Source organism: Shouchella clausii, assembly GCF_002250115.1.
Lineage (GTDB): Bacteria > Bacillota > Bacilli > Bacillales > Bacillaceae_D > Shouchella > Shouchella clausii.
The window spans coordinates 3,416,325-3,434,654 of the sequence record NZ_CP019985.1; the positions used below are offsets into that span (position 1 = coordinate 3,416,325).

Annotated in this window: 20 protein-coding genes; 18 read left to right on the forward strand and 2 right to left on the reverse strand. The window is 43.9% G+C overall.

Features of this window, described 5'->3' with window-relative positions; genetic code table 11:
• The first annotated feature begins 82 nt into the window (after nt 1-82).
• The 8 genes from dctP to BC8716_RS16650 all read left to right on the forward strand — a co-directional run bounded on the left by dctP (nt 83) and on the right by BC8716_RS16650 (nt 8,060).
• Entirely contained in the window at nt 83-1,099 is a 1,017-nt protein-coding gene (dctP, locus tag BC8716_RS16615) for a TRAP transporter substrate-binding protein DctP (RefSeq protein WP_094427490.1), read from the forward strand.
• A gap of 12 nt (nt 1,100-1,111) precedes the next feature.
• Nucleotides 1,112-1,606 (forward strand): TRAP transporter small permease, encoded by a 495-nt coding sequence (locus BC8716_RS16620; RefSeq protein WP_094427492.1) that lies wholly within the window; start codon nt 1,112-1,114, stop codon nt 1,604-1,606.
• Between the two features lie 2 nt (nt 1,607-1,608).
• Nucleotides 1,609-2,910 (forward strand): TRAP transporter large permease, encoded by a 1,302-nt coding sequence (locus BC8716_RS16625; protein ID WP_218831391.1) that lies wholly within the window; start codon nt 1,609-1,611, stop codon nt 2,908-2,910.
• Nucleotides 2,911-2,970: 60 nt separating this feature from the next.
• Nucleotides 2,971-4,437 (forward strand): alpha-ketoglutaric semialdehyde dehydrogenase GucD, encoded by a 1,467-nt coding sequence (gucD, locus tag BC8716_RS16630; protein WP_094427496.1) that lies wholly within the window; start codon nt 2,971-2,973, stop codon nt 4,435-4,437.
• Nucleotides 4,438-4,721: 284 nt separating this feature from the next.
• Entirely contained in the window at nt 4,722-5,489 is a 768-nt protein-coding gene (locus BC8716_RS16635) for an HpcH/HpaI aldolase family protein (protein WP_094427498.1), read from the forward strand.
• Between the two features lie 34 nt (nt 5,490-5,523).
• Nucleotides 5,524-5,721: a hypothetical protein gene (locus BC8716_RS16640; protein WP_142300532.1), complete on the forward strand. Its 198-nt coding sequence runs from the start codon at nt 5,524-5,526 to the stop codon at nt 5,719-5,721.
• Complete coding sequence (locus tag BC8716_RS16645) at nt 5,718-7,163, forward strand: amidase (protein ID WP_094427502.1); 1,446 nt, start codon at nt 5,718-5,720, stop codon at nt 7,161-7,163. The genes BC8716_RS16640 and BC8716_RS16645 overlap by 4 nt, the downstream gene beginning before the upstream one ends.
• 60 nt (nt 7,164-7,223) lie before the next feature.
• Nucleotides 7,224-8,060, forward strand: coding sequence for a 6-bladed beta-propeller (locus BC8716_RS16650; RefSeq protein WP_169715959.1), 837 nt, complete (start codon nt 7,224-7,226; stop codon nt 8,058-8,060).
• Between the two features lie 221 nt (nt 8,061-8,281).
• Here BC8716_RS16650 and BC8716_RS16655 read toward each other — a convergent pair whose 3' ends face one another.
• Nucleotides 8,282-8,473 (reverse strand): hypothetical protein, encoded by a 192-nt coding sequence (locus tag BC8716_RS16655; RefSeq protein ID WP_094427507.1) that lies wholly within the window; start codon nt 8,471-8,473, stop codon nt 8,282-8,284.
• A 182-nt stretch (nt 8,474-8,655) separates the two neighbouring features.
• On the opposite strand from BC8716_RS16655, the gene lepB reads away from it, so the two are divergent.
• A complete protein-coding gene (lepB, locus tag BC8716_RS16660; protein WP_094427509.1) occupies nt 8,656-9,210 on the forward strand; it encodes a signal peptidase I in 555 nt (184 codons plus the stop codon).
• A 34-nt stretch (nt 9,211-9,244) separates the two neighbouring features.
• On the forward strand, nt 9,245-10,114 hold the full coding sequence (gene ylqF / locus BC8716_RS16665; protein ID WP_094427511.1) for a ribosome biogenesis GTPase YlqF: 870 nt from the start codon (nt 9,245-9,247) through the stop codon (nt 10,112-10,114).
• An 80-nt stretch (nt 10,115-10,194) separates the two neighbouring features.
• Here ylqF and BC8716_RS22350 read toward each other — a convergent pair whose 3' ends face one another.
• Complete coding sequence (locus BC8716_RS22350; protein ID WP_157730471.1) at nt 10,195-10,359, reverse strand: hypothetical protein; 165 nt, start codon at nt 10,357-10,359, stop codon at nt 10,195-10,197.
• A gap of 73 nt (nt 10,360-10,432) precedes the next feature.
• Here BC8716_RS22350 and rnhB point away from each other — a divergent pair, with 73 nt between their 5' ends.
• The 8 genes from rnhB (at nt 10,433) to topA (ending at nt 18,244) form a co-directional block, all read left to right on the forward strand.
• On the forward strand, nt 10,433-11,212 hold the full coding sequence (gene rnhB, locus BC8716_RS16670) for a ribonuclease HII (protein WP_094427513.1): 780 nt from the start codon (nt 10,433-10,435) through the stop codon (nt 11,210-11,212).
• Nucleotides 11,213-11,228: 16 nt separating this feature from the next.
• Nucleotides 11,229-11,990: a hypothetical protein gene (locus BC8716_RS16675; protein ID WP_094427516.1), complete on the forward strand. Its 762-nt coding sequence runs from the start codon at nt 11,229-11,231 to the stop codon at nt 11,988-11,990.
• Nucleotides 11,991-11,995: 5 nt separating this feature from the next.
• Complete coding sequence (locus BC8716_RS16680; RefSeq protein WP_157730472.1) at nt 11,996-12,343, forward strand: hypothetical protein; 348 nt, start codon at nt 11,996-11,998, stop codon at nt 12,341-12,343.
• The gene (locus BC8716_RS16685; RefSeq protein ID WP_094427521.1) at nt 12,340-12,825 is read left to right on the forward strand and encodes an EscU/YscU/HrcU family type III secretion system export apparatus switch protein; all 486 of its coding nucleotides are present in this window, start codon (nt 12,340-12,342) and stop codon (nt 12,823-12,825) included. The genes BC8716_RS16680 and BC8716_RS16685 overlap by 4 nt, the downstream gene beginning before the upstream one ends.
• A 134-nt stretch (nt 12,826-12,959) precedes the next feature.
• Entirely contained in the window at nt 12,960-14,120 is a 1,161-nt protein-coding gene (gene sucC, locus BC8716_RS16690) for an ADP-forming succinate--CoA ligase subunit beta (RefSeq protein WP_094427524.1), read from the forward strand.
• A gap of 18 nt (nt 14,121-14,138) precedes the next feature.
• Nucleotides 14,139-15,053, forward strand: a complete 915-nt coding sequence (gene sucD / locus BC8716_RS16695; protein WP_011247123.1) for a succinate--CoA ligase subunit alpha — start codon at nt 14,139-14,141, stop codon at nt 15,051-15,053.
• A gap of 46 nt (nt 15,054-15,099) precedes the next feature.
• Nucleotides 15,100-16,077 (forward strand): DNA-processing protein DprA, encoded by a 978-nt coding sequence (gene dprA / locus BC8716_RS16700; RefSeq protein WP_157730473.1) that lies wholly within the window; start codon nt 15,100-15,102, stop codon nt 16,075-16,077.
• Between the two features lie 94 nt (nt 16,078-16,171).
• Complete coding sequence (gene topA, locus BC8716_RS16705; protein ID WP_094427528.1) at nt 16,172-18,244, forward strand: type I DNA topoisomerase; 2,073 nt, start codon at nt 16,172-16,174, stop codon at nt 18,242-18,244.
• The last annotated feature ends 86 nt before the right edge of the window (nt 18,245-18,330 follow it).

Below are 18,330 nucleotides of genomic sequence, written 5' to 3' on the forward strand. Positions count from 1 at the left end.
AGCTGTTTTTGTTGTAAGCGTTTGCAAAATGGTTCGCCATTAAAAGTTTTGACAATACGATTTCATTATACAAGGTGATTAAATGAAAAAGATGAATAATATTACGTCCGTAATGATAAGTATTGCCTTGGTATTCGTGTTAATTGGATGTTCTGCTTCGGCAAATGCCAATTTAGAACAGAAAAAGGTTATCAGCATAGCGACCGTACAGCCTGATAACCATTCAATAACGATCGCCCTAAACGCATTTAAAGATTACATTGAAGAAAAACTTGGGGATAAATTTGAAATTAGGATCTTTTCCAACAGTATAATGGGCGGAAATACGGAAGCAATTGAATTGCTGCAGATGGGCAGTCTCGATATTGTTGCGACTAGTGGAAGCAATTTGGAATCCTTTGCCAATGAATATAAGATTTTCGGTTTTCCGTATTTGTTTAATGATGAAGCAAGCTTTCGCAAAGTGATGAATAATGAGGAGTTTATAATGGAAATTTACAACGCTACTGCTGATAACGGAATTCAGGGAGTAGCCTGGTTTGCCAATGGTGTAAACAACTTTTATTCTTCTAAAAGAATTGAAACTCCCAAAGATTTAAAAGGGTTAAAGGTTCGCGTACAATCCAGTGAGGCAAATGTAAAGATGGTACAAGCTTTTGATGCTGCAGCAGTTGTCATGGCTCATGGTGAAGTATATACCGCATTGCAAAATGGCGTGATTGATGCGGGTGCAAACCCAGAGATGGCACTGGTAAGCTTGAAGCATGGTGAGGTCGCCAATTTTTATTCCCGGACGGAACATCAGATTTTTACAGACATGCTCATGGCCAATACGAAATTTCTGGATTCTCTTACGGCTGAAGAAAAAGAAATTTTTGAATACGGCTTTAAAATGACCACACAAGTTCAAAATGAAGAATGGGATAAACAGATTCCGGAAGTAATAGAAGAGGCAGAGAAGATGGGAGTAGAGTTTGTGACCGTCGACAAAAAGTCATTTAAAGAAGTGTTAAAACCAGTAAATGAAGAATTGTTGAATAAGTATCCGGAATTAAAGCTGCTGTATGACAAGGTTCAGGAGATTCAGAACGATACGTAGGGAGTAGATGAGATGAGAAAAATAAAAAGCATACTGGATAAAGTGCTTTCCGCTGTGTGCGCCGCACTATTGGCCTTTATGACGCTACTCACTATATACCAGGTTGTGATGAGGTATGTATTTCACAGTCCGAGCACGATGTCTGAAGATATATTGAGTTACTCATTTGTTTGGGTATCATTGCTTGGTACAGCATTGGTTTTTGGCCAAAAAGATCATATGAAATTGTCTTTTTTTTGCGACAAGGTAAAAGGAAAAGGCCAGTTAGTATTATCCATCTTTTCCGAGCTGTTAATATTGGCTGTAGCCATTACCGTCTTTCTAGTTGGAGGAAAAGCGGTAATGGGGGTCGGTGTATTGCAGACATCTCCTACCCTAGGTATTCACATGGATTGGATTTATATCATTCTTCCTATAAGCGGTGTATTGATCATCGTCTATAGTTTTATCCATATTATCCAATCGATACAGGAATTTAACATGGACGGAAAAGGGGAGTTGCAATGAGTATAGCATTGTCGGCAGGCTTAATATTGTTTGTTACCATTGTCATTTTATTGTTACTCGGTATTCCGATCGGAATTTCGCTTATGGTTGCGGGAATTTTGGCCATTACCCAGTCATTGGGCTTTTCAGCAGCCATTCCGGCATCGGCATTAAAGATGTTTCAAGGTATTAACATCTTTACTTTATTGGCGATTCCTTTCTTTGTTCTGGCAGGCAATATTATGAGTAAAGGCGGGATAGCCGTCCGCTTGATTCATTTTGCAACTGCCTTGACCGGCAGGATACCAGGCTCCCTTGCCCATACGAATGTTGTGGCCAACATGCTCTTTGGGTCCGTCTCCGGTTCCGGCACAGCTGCTGCATCAGCAATGGGAACGATCATTGGTCCGATCCAAAAAAAAGAAGGCTACAATGAGGATTTTTCAGCTGCACTAAATGTTGCTACAGCGCCTACAGGCCTGTTGATTCCACCGAGTACGGCTTTGATTACGTATGCTTTGGCAAGCGGGAGCACTTCTGTTGCGGCCCTTTTCCTTGGCGGAGTGATCCCAGGGATTTTATGGGGATTAAGCTGTATGCTTGTCGTCTACTTTTATGCGAAAAAGAATGGGTATGTTGCTAAAAGAGCTATAAGCGCCAAGGAATTTTTTAGGGTGACCTTTGACGCCCTACCGAGTTTGCTGTTGATTGTGATTGTAATCGGCGGGATTGTAAGCGGTATTTTCACAGCTACGGAAGCATCGGCAATGGCAGTTGCCTATAGTTTACTTTTATCGATGTTCCTTTATAAAACAATCACAATAAAAGAGTTATACACTATTCTGATTGACAGTGCCAAGTTGTCGGCTATTATCATGTTTTTAATTGGTGCATCCAACATTTTGGCATGGGTGATGTCATTTACTGAAATTCCAACCTTGATTGCGGATACCATATTGGGCATTTCAGATAATCCGATTATTATTCTATTGGTGATCAATTTACTGTTGTTGTTTGTGGGCACATTTATGGATTTGACTCCTGCCATTTTAATTTTCACACCGATTTTGCTTCCTGTATGCCAAGCGTTGGGGATGACTCCGTTGCATTTTGGCATTATGCTGACATTTAATTTGAGTATCGGGACCATTACTCCTCCAGTAGGCAATATTTTGTTTGTTGGGATAAAAGTGGCCCAAAGGAAGCTGGAAAATGTGATGCCGCACCTCTTTCGGTTTTATGCCGCCATTTTCGTTATTCTTATGTTGATCACATATGTTTCATGGTTTTCAACATTCTTGCCAAAGCTGGCCGGCTACTTTTAATAACATGAACGTATAATTGATTAATTTTTAATTTTGAAATTTAAAAAGGAGAAGATAAACATGAGTTCTTTCGATCGTATAAACAACACTTACTTCAACTATATAAATGGAGAGTGGATAGCATCTGAAAGCAATATAACAGAGGCAAGCACGAATCCCGCCAAAATGGATGAGGTGGTGGGCTATTTTCAAAAATCGACGCAGGGAGATTTAAATAAAGCTGTGTCCTCAGCAAAACAAGCACAGCAGCAGTGGAAAAAACTGACCGGAAATGTACGCGGCGATTTCTTATTGAAAACCGCATCCATACTGGAAAGCAGGGTAGATGAAGTTGCCGAAACTATGACGAAAGAGATGGGAAAGACTTTTCCTGAAGCAAAAGGTGAAACATTAAGAGGCGTAGCGATTTTACGCTATTACGCAGGAGAAGGTTTACGCTCTGTCGGAGATGTCATTCCCTCTACTGACAGTGAAGCATTAATGTTTACAACGAGGGCGCCATTAGGCGTTGTCGGGGTCATCACTCCCTGGAATTTTCCGGTAGCCATTCCCATTTGGAAAATGGCGCCTGCGCTCATCTATGGAAATACGGTGGTGATTAAGCCAGCAAGTGAAACGGCTGTCACCTGTGCTAAGATCATCGACTGCTTTGCCGCAGCAGGTATGCCGGCAGGAACAGTTAATATGGTAACCGGTTCCGGATCGGTTATTGGACAAGGGCTGGCAGAGCACCCTGATGTAAACGGCATTACTTTTACAGGATCCAATACGGTGGGAAAAAAAATCGGCCAGGCCGCACTGGCTAGAGGAGCCAAATATCAGCTTGAAATGGGGGGCAAAAATCCGGTCATTGTGGCGGAAGATGCTGATCTTGATTTAGCTGTGGAGGCGACCATTAGCGGGGGGCTGCGTTCCACCGGCCAAAAATGTACCGCAACAAGCAGGGTGATCATCCAAAGCAAAGTATATGAAGTATTTAAAGAAAAGCTTCTTGCAAAAGTGAAGGAAATAACAGTAGGAGATGGCATGCAGGAAGGTATCTGGATGGGTCCATGTGCAAATAAAAATCAGCTGGATACAGTTCTTTCATATATAGAAAAAGGAAAGCTAGAAGGGGCGGCTTTATTATATGGAGGCAACCGGCTTCAAGATGGAAATACAGGCAGCGGTTATTTTGTTGAACCCACGGTATTTGAAAATGTGAATACAAATATGGTGATTGCACAAGAAGAAATCTTCGGGCCGGTTTTGGTGTTAATGAAAGTAGAGAGCATTGAAGAGGCGCTTTCTCTCGCCAATGATGTTGAATATGGATTAAGTGCTTCCATCTTTACAACTAATATCAGCAACATGCTTTCTTTTATCAATGAAATGGATGCAGGGTTAGTGCGGATTAATGCGGAAAGCGCGGGGGTAGAACTTCAGGCTCCTTTTGGCGGAATGAAGCAATCAAGCTCCCATTCCCGCGAGCAAGGAAGAGCGGCAATCGAATTTTATACATCTATTAAAACCGTGTTCGTCAAATAAGCAGTATTGTTTTACGCTTTCATAGAAGACAGCAACGCTGTTGTTGATCTCTAAAATATGTGCTTTTGGGACTATGATGATTTTTGAGCAAGTATGAACCATAAAAGAGCTAGTAAACTTGGGCAATAAAGCTTTCCAGGAAGCCAATTAACGATGTTCAAATCTGTTGGGCAAGCCATTTTTGACATCCTTACGGCAAAGTTAATTTATGAAAAATTACAAGGTTGAATAACATAGAGAACGGCGTGGACCATTTCACTTGAATCATGTTGGGGGGATGAGCAATGAGTAAACTAAAAGAAGCACTCGATCATCATCAAATTGCTTATGGTATTTTTTCAGCATTAAAAGATCCGGCAATTATAGAAATTTTGGGGTACGCCGGTTATGATTTTGCCGTCATTGATTTAGAACATTCTACCGTGGATTTATCAACAATGGAGCATATGATTAGAGCTGCGCAAGTTGTCAACATCACATCCATAGTCAGAACGCCTCAGGAAGATTACGGTACTATTTTGAGGGCTGTCGAGGCAGGTGCTGATGCAGTTATGGTACCGCACTTAACTTCGAAAAAACAAGCTGAAAAAATAGTCTCAATGGCAAAGTATCAACCAATCGGGCAGCGAGGACTAGATGCGTCAACAAGAGTAGCGCAATTCGGTGGGATCAATGTGAATCTCGAAGATCATATGCGAAAACAAAACGAGCGGCTGCTCATTATTGGGATGATTGAAGATGCGGAGGCCGTCTTGAATATTGAGGACATTGTCACTGCAAAAGGCTTAGATTTACTATTTATTGGTCCATCCGATTTATCGGCATCGTTTGGGTATCCGGGACAAGTTACACATCCAGTTGTCCGTAAAGCGATTCAAAAGGTGATTGATAAAGCGAATAAAGCGGGCGTAAAGGTGGGGATTCCGGCTTTTAAACCCAATCAAGTAAAAGAAGTCATCGATATGGGGGTTAGCTATCTGACAACCCCTGCTGTAGAGGCCTCGTTTTTAACGCAAAGTTTAAAAATTCATCTCGAATCTGTCAAAAGATGATGATGCAGACAAATCATAACAAGGAGTTGTTCGCGTGATGGATGTAAAGCAGAGATTGCTCATGTTATTTGAACACAATAAGATAGACATCCAGTATTTTGATTTACACGCTTTTTCCAAAGAGGCAACTGTTTTTATAAAAAAAATTCAAGATGTTAAAAAGAATAACCCACAACTGAAACATGAACCGATATTTTCACTTCAGCAACTGAGAGGGGAATCTGACAGATGAGCCGATTTAATTTCTTGGAATGGAATATCGAACAGCTAAGTAAAAGCATGAAAGAAAAAGAAATTTCTCCAGTTGAAGTGTTAGAGGCAAGCCTTGATTTAATCTCAGCGCAAAACAAAGAGTTGAATGCGTTCGTTACTGTAATGGAAGAAGACTCAATAAAAGCTGCTAAACAGGCTGAAGAGGAAATAATGATGGGTACTGATAAAGGACCGCTTCATGGCGTTCCAATTGGGTTAAAAGATTTAATTTGTACAACGGGTATTAAAACGACTTTTGGCTCTGAAGTTTATAAAGATTACGTCCCTCATTTTGATGCAGAGGTAGTTACGAACTTAAAGGATGCTGGGGCCATTATGATCGGCAAATTGAATATGCATGCATTTGCATATGGGACAACGGGTGACCGATCGTTTTTCGGGCCAGTGAAAAACCCGCATAACCCGAAAAAAATAACGGGAGGATCGAGTTCCGGATCCGGTGCGGCGGTAGCTTCCTACCAATGTTATGGTTCAGTCGGATCGGATACTGGGGGATCGATTCGAATGCCTGCCTCCATGTGCGGGATTGTCGGGATGAAACCGACTTTTGGCAGAGTGAGCAGGTATGGCGCCATCCAATTGTGCCCCACTTTAGACCATTTAGGGCCTATGACCCGAACTGTTACGGATAACGCACTTCTATTAAACGTCTTATCCGGTTTTGACGAGAAAGATCGTTATTCGGTTGCTTCAAAAAAAGAAAATTTTACTGAAGGGATTAATGCAAGTATTAAAGGTAAAAAAATCGGCATTCCAACTTCTTTTTATTTTGACATCATCGACACGGAAGTTCAACGTGTGTTTAACTCAGCGGTTGAAAATTGCCGCCTGCTTGGTGCCGAAATAGTCCCGATTGAACTTCCTGGTATGGATGATCTTTTGACAGCACAGCAAGTTATTTTGGCTGCAGAGGCATATACGTCATTGGAGAGACATTTAAGCAATACACCTGAACAGGTTGAAGAAGAAGTGAGATCACGAGCGATTGCTGGGATGCTTATTCAAGCGAGTGAGTATATTCAAATGTTACAAATAAAACATAAAGCAGTTGAAATGCATAACAAAGCTTTTGAACAAGTAGACGTTATTTTGACGCCAACCTTACCAATGGTACCAACTAATATTGATCAGAGAATGACAGATTCTTATGGATTACAGGAACATGTCCGAATTTTCGCGCGTTTAACTGGTCCAAGTAATACGACTGGGCTGCCAGCTATTTCTGTTCCAGGAGGGATGTCACAATGTGGATTGCCGATTGGCGTACAATTTATTGGAAAAGCCTTTGCTGAAAAAGAGCTTTATCGGTTTGCTTATGCGCTAGAACAAACAGGAGCGTACCGTTCATCTCTATCTTCAAACAGACTTGGTAAGTCCACATTAGAAGAAGCAGTAGAATAGTGGGTTAACTTACTTTCTTCAAAATTTTCCTTAACGATGATTGCTTTATGGAGGTGGAGAATGATGGAAGTTTTTAGTCTCGGTCATCATCAATATCGGGTAAAAAGGGATTGGATAAAACTACCTCAAAATAAACCCTTAAATCATATTTCGGGAGTCTCTACTGATAATGACGGACATATCTACGTATTGCAACGCAGTAATCCTTTTATGCTCATTTTTTCTAACGATGGGGAACTTCTCGATGAGTGGTATGATGAGACACTCTCAGACGGCCACTATTTTAGGTTAACAAACGATGGCAGAGTATGCGTTGTTGACCGCAATCATCACAGGATCGTCATATTTAACCGTTCGGGCCAGATTCTCCAAGTAATTGGTGATCAGCAAAATCCCGGTCGCTTGGGTATTCCCTTTAATCATCCTACAGATGTATCTGTAACGGATCAAGGTAATTTCTTTGTTTCAGATGGTTATGGAAACTTTTCTGTTCATCATTTAGATTCGAATGGTGAATTGATCAATACTTGGGGAAAACCCGGGAAAGGCAAAGGTGAATTTACAGTTCCTCACTCGGTTTTGGTAGATCAGCGTGATCGTGTCTTAGTGGTTGATCGGGAAAATAATCGGGTCCAGATTTTTAATCAAAGCGGAACTTATCTGGGTGAAATCAATCACCTTTATCGCCCGATGAATATTTATGAAGATAAGGACGGTTTCCTTTATGTAACGGATCAGACACCAACAGTCAAACTATTTCATTCAAACGGGGAACTTTTAGGACGGTTCCTTACTTTAGGTACGATCGGGCATGGCGTGACTGTTGACGAAAATGGCGATGTCTATATCGCTGAGATGTTTCATGATGAGATTATTAAATTTATCCGCTTATCTTAAGTATTGAAAAAATTGAAAGCCAGCGTGTGACGGTCGTTGCCGGGTACGCTGGCTTTCATTTAATTTCTTGGCTGGTTTTGTCCCGGCCTCTTTGATTGGGCACAAAAGAGGGTCACAAGAAAAATGGCCTCTTGAAAAGATCGACTACGGCCCTGTCCAGGCGTTACCAAGGCAACAGTCAGGCTTTACAAATAAAGGAGTATCAAAGCGAGGCTGGTTGGTCAACGAGTCAGCGGAAAGCTGACGACAACATAGAAAGCAAATAGGATAATGCCAAAACTGGAAAAAAACACAATCTTGGCAGGTTTAGGCCAATTTTTTAGCCACCCCCATCTCTTACTGTCTTGGTCTAGCCACAAGAAATCGGCAATGACAAACACAAAAATAAGAACGAGTGCCAATGTCGGATTCATACTGACCACCCCTTTTTTTATGTTGTTTTCATCCTATCATATTTGGGATTAAATGGGTTGTCATTTTGCTGCTTTTAGAAAGTTTAGTGGTCGTGTATGTTGGGCAGAATTTTGCAGAACCGCCAAGTGACTACGTGCTTCTTTTTATGGTAAACTAAAGAGAAAAAGAGGAGGCATCCCAGGTGGCATTTCGCGGATTTCCAATTGAGTGGGCCAAAGCCATTTGCATCGCGTTATGCGCCACAATGCTCGTACGCCTTTTTTTGTACGCGCCCATTGTTGTAGACGGCCATTCGATGCAGCCAACGCTCGACTCTGGGGACAAAATGATCGTCAACCAAATTGGGTATGTTTTTATTGAGCCAAAACGTTTTGATATTGTTGTTTTCCACGCACCTGGCGGGAAAGATTATATTAAACGGATCATTGGCCTCCCTGGCGACCATTTGAAATATGAAAACGATACGCTTTATATTAACGGGGAAGAAACAGCGGAACCTTATTTAAACTCGCTGAAACAGACGCTTTACGGCGACCAATTGCTTACTGGCGATTTTACACTGGAAGAGTTAATCGGCGAAGAGGTAATCCCTGACGATCATTATTTTATGATGGGCGATAATCGCCGTTTAAGTAAAGACAGCCGTGATATTGGTCTCATTCCGAAATCAGAAATTATCGGCAAAGCGAACGTCATTTTTTATCCGTTTGAACATATAAGCATTGTTAACGATTAATGGGCTTCCTTTGCCCACAAAGCAGGTGAAATGGTTGAAAACGATTCAATGGTACCCTGGCCATATGGCCAAGGCGCGCCGAGAAATAAAAGAAAAATTAAAACTGATCGATGTTGTGATTGAACTTGTCGATGCTCGCATTCCCCAGTCTTCCCGCAATCCACTCATTGATGAATTGGCGCAACAAAAGCCGAGACTGATGCTGTTAAATAAGGCTGATTTAGCTGACCCAGCGGAAACAGAACAGTGGCGCGCTTTTTTTAAACGGACTGGAGCTGAAGTCCTGGCAATCAATGCGCAAACAGGAGGAGGCGTTAAAAACATTGCTCCTGCCTGCAAAATGCTAGCAAGCGCCCTTTATCAAAAATGGGAACAAAAAGGGATGAAGCCGCGCCCGCTGCGAGCGATCATTCTTGGTATCCCCAATGTCGGCAAATCGACGCTCATTAACCGCCTTGTTAATAAACGGCAGGCGAAAGTCGGAGATCGCCCTGGGGTGACCAAGCAACAGCAATGGATCAAAGTCAAGCAGGAACTTGAACTTCTAGACACACCGGGGATTTTATGGCCTAAATTTGATGACCAAGAAGTCGGATTACGCCTTGCTGCAACAGGTGCAATTAAAGATGAATTGCTAGACTACGGCGACGTGGCTGCCTATGCGCTTCGCTACTTAGCAGCTGAGTACCCAGATTTGCTCCAAGCACGCTATGGCATCGAACGAAGCAGCGAAGAGGACGATGACATCGTCCCTTTGTTTGAAGCGATCGGAAAAAAACGGGGTTGCATCGTTCGTGGAGGCCTTGTCGATTTTGATAAAACAGCTGAATTGATCTTGCGCGAGCTGCGTAGCGGCACAATTGGAAAAGTGACGCTGGAAAAGGCGGAATACGAAGCGTTGTAGGCGATTTAGTAGTTACAGGCAACATCACTCAGGCTAATTGACGAGGAATGCAGGCGAGAGACGGTGCAAAGAGACGTATTTTATGGGCGATTGTTTTTTGCGCATGGAACGAAAAGAGTGTCTGTTGCAAACGACGGCGCCTGCTGACTCGCCTTGGGAAAATAAGCGACGACACCGTATGTGTGGATCATACCGGCAAAGAAGCCGATAAAAAGCAAAAGCGCCCATTCCAAGAGTGCGATCATTATAAGCACCTCTATTACATGAGAGTCATACATACTATCCTATTGCCAGTTTCATAGACAAGGAGGAAAGGCATTGGTGCCAATCGCGGCAATCCGTAGAAAGCTAATGGACGGATCCATTAGCCACAATGAATTAGACGAGTTAAAAAAAGATCAGCGCAAAGGAGTCCAAGACCTGCTTAAACGTTATCAAGCGCAGCAGGAAAAGCAGCAAACGCTTATACAAATGCATAAGGAAATGTGGCGTTACGAACAGGAACTAAAACAGCGCGGCTATGTAGCTGTTTGCGGCGTTGACGAAGTGGGGAGAGGCCCCCTTGCTGGCCCTGTAACAGCGTGCGCTTGCATATTGCCTGATGGCTTTCAATTATTAGGGCTGACGGATTCGAAAAAACTGTCAAAAGCCAAACGGGAAGAATATGCAAAAATGATTGCCGAACAAGCAGTCGCCTATTCGATTGCCAGCGTAAGCGCAGCGGAAATTGATGAAATCAACATTTTACAAGCGACGAAAAAGGCGATGACGAAAGCAATCAACGGCCTCAGCCAGAAGGCGGACCATTTGCTGCTCGATGCCGTTCGCCTTGATGTGCCAATCGCTCAAACATCGCTTATAAAGGGAGACGCCAAAAGTTTATCGATCGCCGCCAGTTCAGTGCTCGCCAAAGTATGGCGTGACCGTTATATGGAGGAATTGGCACAGACATACCCTGGATACGGTTTTGAAACACATGCTGGCTATGGCACAGCGTCACACTTGCAAGCTTTGCGGACTTACGGAATGACACCTGAGCACCGCAAGTCCTTCCGGCCGGTGCTGGAAGAAAGCCAAGGCTTAGTTTACGGTACATAAAAAAGAGGAGAAACCAATGGAAATCGGAAGTTTGTTCGTTGGTCGAGTAAATGGATCAGGCCAAACATTGGCCTTTCATGAAGGGCAAGTCTTGCGTGGCGTTGTGCTGAACCGTTTTGCCGATTCTGGGCTTGTGCAAATTCAATTGAAGGATACACGTGTCGTGGCCGAGTTAAAAGCGGATTTGATGGTTGGCAAGACCTATTGGTTTACCGTGCAAAAAGGACAACCTTTGCCAATCTTGCAAAAAGCGGCAGAAGGCCATTCATATGAACAGCTTCTCACGTCATGGAATAGAATGCCTTCACACCGCAATGTCCGTGTGCTTGCACTGTTGGATTCAACCGGATTGCCTTTGACAAAAAAGGGATTTGCAGGCGTGGCCCACGCGTATGCATCATTGAAACTGTCTGAACAGCAGACAAAAGAAGCATTGCTTTACATCAAGCAGCAGAACGTAAACGTGACAGCCGCCACGCTCCAAGCAGCCCATGTGGAAGTAAACGCATCTGAGTCGTTAAGTGTCGCGCTACGGCAGTTTGCTGCAGCCTGGAAACATACAGTGCCTGCCCAACTCCTTTTCCAATTGGAGGAGCTTGGGCGCCAGCTGGAAGCAGGCGAATTTCGACGAGGTGAGCTGTTAAAAGCGTATATAAGCACGCTAGGACGGGTGACGGAGCTACTTGATCCCATTCGAAATGGAGCAGGAGACAGGAAAGCAAAAAAGCAGCTGAAGAGCTGGCTTTGCGCTTTTCTCTTTACCAAGAAGGCACACTGATCCCTTTGATAAAACAGCAGTTTATTCCTTTGTTTGGCCGCGATTGGTTGCTGCAATGGGAAAGCGCCGAGAACAGCGAGGAGAACAAGCCGCTTCGTTTTTATATTAGCGCTGAGCTTGAACAGCTTGGTTATGTATTAGTAGATGGACGCCAGCATGAACAGCGGCTATTCGCGACGATTTACAGCGGGCAACCGGCACCGTCTGCTTTTGTTTCGTTAGTGGAACAACTCCGTGATCGATTAGCAGCAGCTGGTTATACACTTGAAACATGCCGTTGGCTGAAAAGCGAATCCCATACAAACAAGGCAATGCCCCGTTTGCCTGCTAAAGGAGTCGATATTCGCCTATGAAGCAAAAACGTATCAAGCGCGCCTATGCTCTTTCCTACAAAGACGGAGAAGAGGCGCCGCGCCTTGTCGCCAAAGGAGCGCGGAAGCAAGCTGAGGCGATGGTCGCTGAAGCAAAAAAACAGGGCATCCCCGTTATAAAGCACCAGCAACTTTCAGAAGAGCTAGCGAATCTTCGTGAAAGGCAATTCATCCCCGAGTCTCTCTATGAAGTAGCCGCCGAACTATTTGTTTTTCTCCATTCCCTCGATTCTGTTCATGATTTTCCAGGATCAGCCCATACTAAAGCAGAGAAAGGGGGAAAAGAGATGGATGAAAAACGCAAAATCGGCGAAGAGGAATTTTCCGATGAATTTGGCCAAAATCGCCCCGCGCTTGAAAAGGACGTGATCGCAAAGGGGCTGAAAGCACTGTTTTCAAAAAAAAACAAACCACGCCAAAAAAGCGCTGAGCCCCAAGAGGAAAAACAGAAAGATAAAAAATGAAACAAATTGTCGGAATGATAACGGTTACCCCTCCCCAAGCGGCGAAAAAAGTGCTAAAATGGAAAAGAATTTCGTATTAACACGAAAATTCTCGTGCAAAGCGAAGCACGTGATTACAGGAGGCTGGAGAGAGAATGAATATCCACGAGTACCAGGGTAAAGAAATTCTTCGTTCGTACGGCGTAGCCGTTCCAAACGGAAAAGTAGCATTTTCTGTTGAAGAAGCAGTAGAAGCCGCAAAAGAGCTTGGCTCATCTGTATCTGTTGTCAAAGCACAGATTCACGCAGGGGGGCGGGGAAAAGCTGGCGGCGTAAAAGTTGCAAAGAACCTCGATGAAGTTCGTACATATGCGGAAGAAATTCTTGGGAAAACGCTTGTCACGCATCAAACTGGACCGGCAGGGAAAGAAGTAAAGCGCTTACTCATTGAAGAAGGCTGTGACATTAAAAGCGAATACTATATAGGCCTTGTTGTCGACCGTGCGACTTCAAGCGTTGTCTTGATGGCTTCTGAAGAAGGTGGCACTGAAATCGAAGAAGTGGCCGAAAAAACACCAGAAAAGATCTTTAAAGAAGTGATTGACCCTGCCGTAGGTTTGCAAGGGTTCCAAGCGAGACGCATAGCTTTTAACATAAATATTCCAAAAGAACTTGTCGGCCAAGCCGTCAAATTTATGATGGGCTTGTACCAAGTGTTTGTGGATAAAGATGCATCGATTGCTGAAATCAACCCACTTGTAACAACTGGCGACGGCAAAGTCATGGCATTGGATGCCAAGTTCAACTTTGATTCAAATGCGCTTTACCGCCATAAGGACATTTTGGAATTACGCGATTTGGAAGAGGAAGATGTAAAAGAAATCGAAGCATCTAAACATGACTTAAACTACATTGCCTTAGATGGAAACATCGGCTGCATGGTGAATGGAGCTGGCCTTGCTATGGCAACAATGGACATTATTAAACACTATAATGGCGATCCGGCTAACTTCCTTGATGTTGGGGGCGGCGCAACGGCAGAAAAAGTAACGGAAGCGTTTAAGCTGATTTTGTCAGACGAAAACGTAAAAGGCATTTTTGTTAACATCTTTGGTGGCATTATGAAATGTGACATCATCGCGGACGGTGTCATTGCAGCAACGAAAGAAGTTGGCCTAGAAATCCCGCTTGTTGTCCGCTTGGAAGGCACAAACGTGGAACTTGGCAAAAAAATGCTAAAAGAATCAGGCTTAAACATTACCGCAGCCGATTCAATGGCCGATGGCGCACAAAAAATCGTTTCATTAGTGAACTAGAAGGGTGGAGCTAAGCAAATGAGCATCTTAATCAATAAAGATACAAAAGTGATTGTTCAAGGGATTACAGGCGCTACTGGGCTGTTCCATACAAAGCAAGCGCTTGAATATGGGACAAACATCGTCGGTGGCGTAACGCCAGGAAAAGGCGGAACAGACATTGAAGGCGTACCTGTATTTAACACGGTTCAAGAAGCTGTAGAGGCAACAGGTGCCAATGCGAGCGTCATTTATGTACCGCCAGCCTTTGCTGCTGATGCGATAATGGAAGCAACCGATGCAGAACTTGAGCTTGTCATTTGCATTACTGAAGGCATTCCTGTTCTAGATATGGTAAAAGTCAAGCGTTATATGGCAGGCAAGCAAACACGCCTCGTCGGGCCAAACTGCCCAGGCGTTATTACACCAGAAGAATGCAAAATTGGCATCATGCCTGGCTATATTCATAAAAAAGGCCATATCGGCGTTGTTTCCCGTTCAGGGACATTGACTTATGAGGCTGTTCATCAACTATCAACGGCTGGCATTGGGCAATCAACAGCTGTCGGCATTGGTGGCGACCCTGTAAATGGCACTGATTTTATTGACGTTCTATCTTTGTTTAATGAAGATCCAGATACGTATGCTGTAATTATGATTGGTGAAATTGGCGGCACGGCTGAAGAAGAAGCGGCAGAATGGGTCAAAGCAAACATGACAAAACCAGTCGTAGGCTTTATCGGCGGGCAAACAGCCCCTCCAGGAAAGCGGATGGGCCATGCAGGCGCGATCATCTCAGGCGGCAAAGGGACGGCAGCAGAGAAAATCAAAACGATGGAAGCGTGTGGCATTCGTGTAGCTGCTACCCCTTCTGATATGGGAGAAACACTTATTGAAGCATTAAAGGCGAACGGCTTGTATGAAAAAAGCCTCACCCACGAAACCGCAAAATAATGGTATGGCTTTTAGCCCCTTGCCTCGTTGTAAGGGGCTTCTCAAAGTGTGGCAGACTTTTCCCCTTGAACGCTTAAATAACGTTATGCGCCCCATTCAATACAGAAAGGAGTTGTCTCTTATTTCTTTTGTACGACGCTATGTACACGTACATACGTGGCTATACGGCCATTATCGTGCGTTTTCGAAATTGCTCTGTTGGGATCCGACACTACAGGCGCCTTATCACGCTAGCCCCGTGGAAATTGCCGCTAAGCTCGGCATAAATGAAAAAAGCGCCACTGCTTTTTGGCGCCATCTCCATAAGACAACTCCTGAAAACATGTACGCCAACCTTATTAAGACAGGCATTCAAGTACTTCCGCTTTTTCATCCTCTCTACCCGCCCCTATTAAAAACGATTTACGATCCACCTTATTTGTTATACGCAAAAGGAAACATCAAACTATTGCAAACGAAAAAAATTGCCATTTGCGGCACGCGCACGCCGACTGCTTACGGCCGGGCAGCGCTTGCGACGATTACAAAACCAATTTCCGAACATTCTTTGACAATTGTTAGTGGAATGGCTCGTGGCATTGATGGGCTGGCCCATGAGCAGGCGATTCGAACAGGTGGCGCCACAATTGCCGTTCTAGGTTCCGGTTTTGACAACATTTATCCTCCTGAACATTCAACACTTTTCCATGCATTGGCAGAACATCAGTTGCTGTTAAGTGAGTATCCGCCGTTTGTAAAACCCCAGCGCTGGCACTTTCCCGTCCGAAATCGTATTATTAGTGGCTTGTCACAAGCGGTTATCATAATAGAAGCAAAGCGGAAAAGCGGATCGCTTATTACGGCCGACTTAGCGTTAGAGCAAGGGCGTGATGTCTTTGCTGTGCCAGGACCTGTCACTTCAGCACAGTCGGAAGGCACGAACTGGCTCATTAGCCAAGGCGCCGGCTGCCTATACGCGAGCGAATCATTATTCGAAGCAATGCCGCAACTTTTGTCAAAAACAGGCGAATCGCCGTCTTTTTAAACCGGCTGCTTTCTACCGTTTGACAAATGGGGAATGTCTGTTTAATAATGAGGAAGATTTACATTATGAATAAGTTGAGAGGGAGCTGCTTTACATGTCCGATTATTTAGTAATCGTGGAATCTCCCGCTAAAGCCAAAACCATTGGCAAATATTTAGGTAAAAAATACGTGGTCAAAGCCTCGATGGGCCATGTGCGTGATTTGCCTAAAAGCCAAATGGGCGTTAGTGTTGAAGACAATTATGAGCCAAGGTATATTACAATCCGCGGGAAAGGCCCCGTGTTAAAAGAGTTAAAAACAGCTGCCAAAAAAGCCAAACGCGTTTATCTAGCTGCTGACCCTGATCGCGAAGGAGAAGCGATTGCTTGGCATTTGGCACACAGCTTGAATATTGACGAAAACTCCGATTGCCGCGTTGTTTTTAATGAAATAACAAAAACAGCGATTAAAGATGCCTTTAAACATCCCCGTCCGATTAATATGGACTTGGTCGATGCCCAACAAGCGAGACGTATTTTGGATCGCCTTGTTGGCTATAACATCTCGCCGCTTTTGTGGAAAAAAGTGAAAAAAGGCTTGAGTGCCGGGCGCGTTCAGTCAGTCGCAGTCAAACTGATTACAGATAGGGAAAAAGAAATTCAGCAATTTGTGCCTGAAGAGTATTGGAGCATAACAGGGTCGTTTTTGCTTGGCGATGAGCCATTTGAAGCAAAGTTTTATGGCCGAAATGGCAAAAAAGAAAGCTTAACGAGTGAAGAAAACGTCAATGAAGTGTTAAAGCAAATAAAAGGAAAACAGTTTGCTGTTGCTGATGTTGTCAAAAAAGAACGGCGCCGCAACCCTGTTTCGCCTTTTACGACGTCGTCGCTGCAGCAAGAAGCGGCAAGGAAGTTAAATTTTCGGGCTAAGAAAACGATGCTCATTGCCCAACAATTGTATGAAGGCATCGATTTAGGGAAAGAGGGGACAGTCGGTTTAATTACGTACATGCGTACCGATTCAACCCGAATTTCTGATACAGCCAAACAAGAAACATATGAGTACATTCGCTCCACATACGGCGAAGAGTACGCCCGTAAAGGTGATAGAAAACAAAAGCAGGACAAAAATGCCCAGGATGCCCATGAGGCGATTCGGCCGACTTCGGTCAAGTATGAGCCGAAACAGCTAAAAGAATATTTGTCACGGGACCAACTTCGCTTGTACCGCCTCATTTGGGAGCGTCTTGTCGCAAGTGAAATGGCACCTGCGATAATGGATACGATGACGGTTGATTTGGAAAATAATGGTGTAAGGTTTCGTGCCAACGGCTCAAAAGTCAAATTTCCTGGCTTTATGAAAGTGTACATTGAAGGGAATGACGACAACAAAAAAGAGGAAGATCGGTTGTTGCCAGCGTTGGCAAAAGGGCAACAAGTTGAAAAAGCAGAAGTGACGCCAAATCAGCATTTTACACAGCCGCCTCCACGCTATACGGAAGCAAGGCTTGTAAAAACACTTGAAGAACTTGGGATCGGGCGGCCGTCTACGTATGCGCCAACACTTGATACCATTCAGCGACGTGGATACGTAGCCCTAGATGAAAAGCGCTTCGTTCCGACAGAGCTTGGTGAAATCGTGTTGGACTTGATTGTTGAATTCTTCCCTGAAATCCTCGATGTGGAATTTACGGCGAAAATGGAAGAAGACCTTGATAGCATCGAAGACGGACGGGACAACTGGATTAGCATCATCGACCAGTTTTACCAAAGTTTTGAGAAACGCTTAAAAGTGGCTGAAGAAGAAATGGAAGAAGTCGAGATTAAAGACGAACCGGCTGGAGAAGACTGTGAAAAATGCGGCCATGAGATGGTCTATAAAATGGGGCGATACGGAAAGTTTATGGCCTGCTCCAACTTCCCTGAATGCCGAAATACAAAAGCGATTGTCAAAGAAATTGGCGTCACTTGCCCTACGTGTAAAGAAGGAAACATTGTTGAACGAAAAAGCAAGAAGCGTCGGATTTTCTATGGATGTGACCGTTACCCAGACTGTGAATTTGTGTCTTGGGATAAACCGATTTCGCGCCCGTGCCCAAAATGTCAAGGGTTGTTAGTGGAGAAGAAATCGAAAAAAGGTGTGTTTGTCGCTTGCACTTCATGTGATTATGAGGAAGAAAAACAGTAATTTGTCGAAAAAAGGCTTTAGCGAATGCTATTAGTTGAAATCAAGCTAGAAAGATACTATGATAGGGGTACTTGATGATGAAAGCC

Bases quoted from the DNA above. Each gene is read 5' to 3' on its own strand.
- BC8716_RS16635 (WP_094427498.1), top strand. From the start codon at position 4,722: ATGAGTAAACTAAAAGAAGCACTCGATCATCATCAAATTGCTTATGGT.
- sucC (WP_094427524.1), top strand. From the start codon at position 12,960: ATGAATATCCACGAGTACCAGGGTAAAGAAATTCTTCGTTCGTACGGC.
- topA (WP_094427528.1), top strand. From the start codon at position 16,172: ATGTCCGATTATTTAGTAATCGTGGAATCTCCCGCTAAAGCCAAAACC.
- BC8716_RS16675 (WP_094427516.1), top strand. From the start codon at position 11,229: ATGGAAATCGGAAGTTTGTTCGTTGGTCGAGTAAATGGATCAGGCCAA.
- BC8716_RS22350 (WP_157730471.1), bottom strand. From the start codon at position 10,359: ATGATCGCACTCTTGGAATGGGCGCTTTTGCTTTTTATCGGCTTCTTT.
- BC8716_RS16685 (WP_094427521.1), top strand. From the start codon at position 12,340: ATGAAGCAAAAACGTATCAAGCGCGCCTATGCTCTTTCCTACAAAGAC.
- BC8716_RS16655 (WP_094427507.1), bottom strand. From the start codon at position 8,473: ATGAATCCGACATTGGCACTCGTTCTTATTTTTGTGTTTGTCATTGCC.
- BC8716_RS16650 (WP_169715959.1), top strand. From the start codon at position 7,224: ATGATGGAAGTTTTTAGTCTCGGTCATCATCAATATCGGGTAAAAAGG.
- BC8716_RS16620 (WP_094427492.1), top strand. From the start codon at position 1,112: ATGAGAAAAATAAAAAGCATACTGGATAAAGTGCTTTCCGCTGTGTGC.
- dctP (WP_094427490.1), top strand. From the start codon at position 83: ATGAAAAAGATGAATAATATTACGTCCGTAATGATAAGTATTGCCTTG.
- sucD (WP_011247123.1), top strand. From the start codon at position 14,139: ATGAGCATCTTAATCAATAAAGATACAAAAGTGATTGTTCAAGGGATT.
- BC8716_RS16645 (WP_094427502.1), top strand. From the start codon at position 5,718: ATGAGCCGATTTAATTTCTTGGAATGGAATATCGAACAGCTAAGTAAA.
- gucD (WP_094427496.1), top strand. From the start codon at position 2,971: ATGAGTTCTTTCGATCGTATAAACAACACTTACTTCAACTATATAAAT.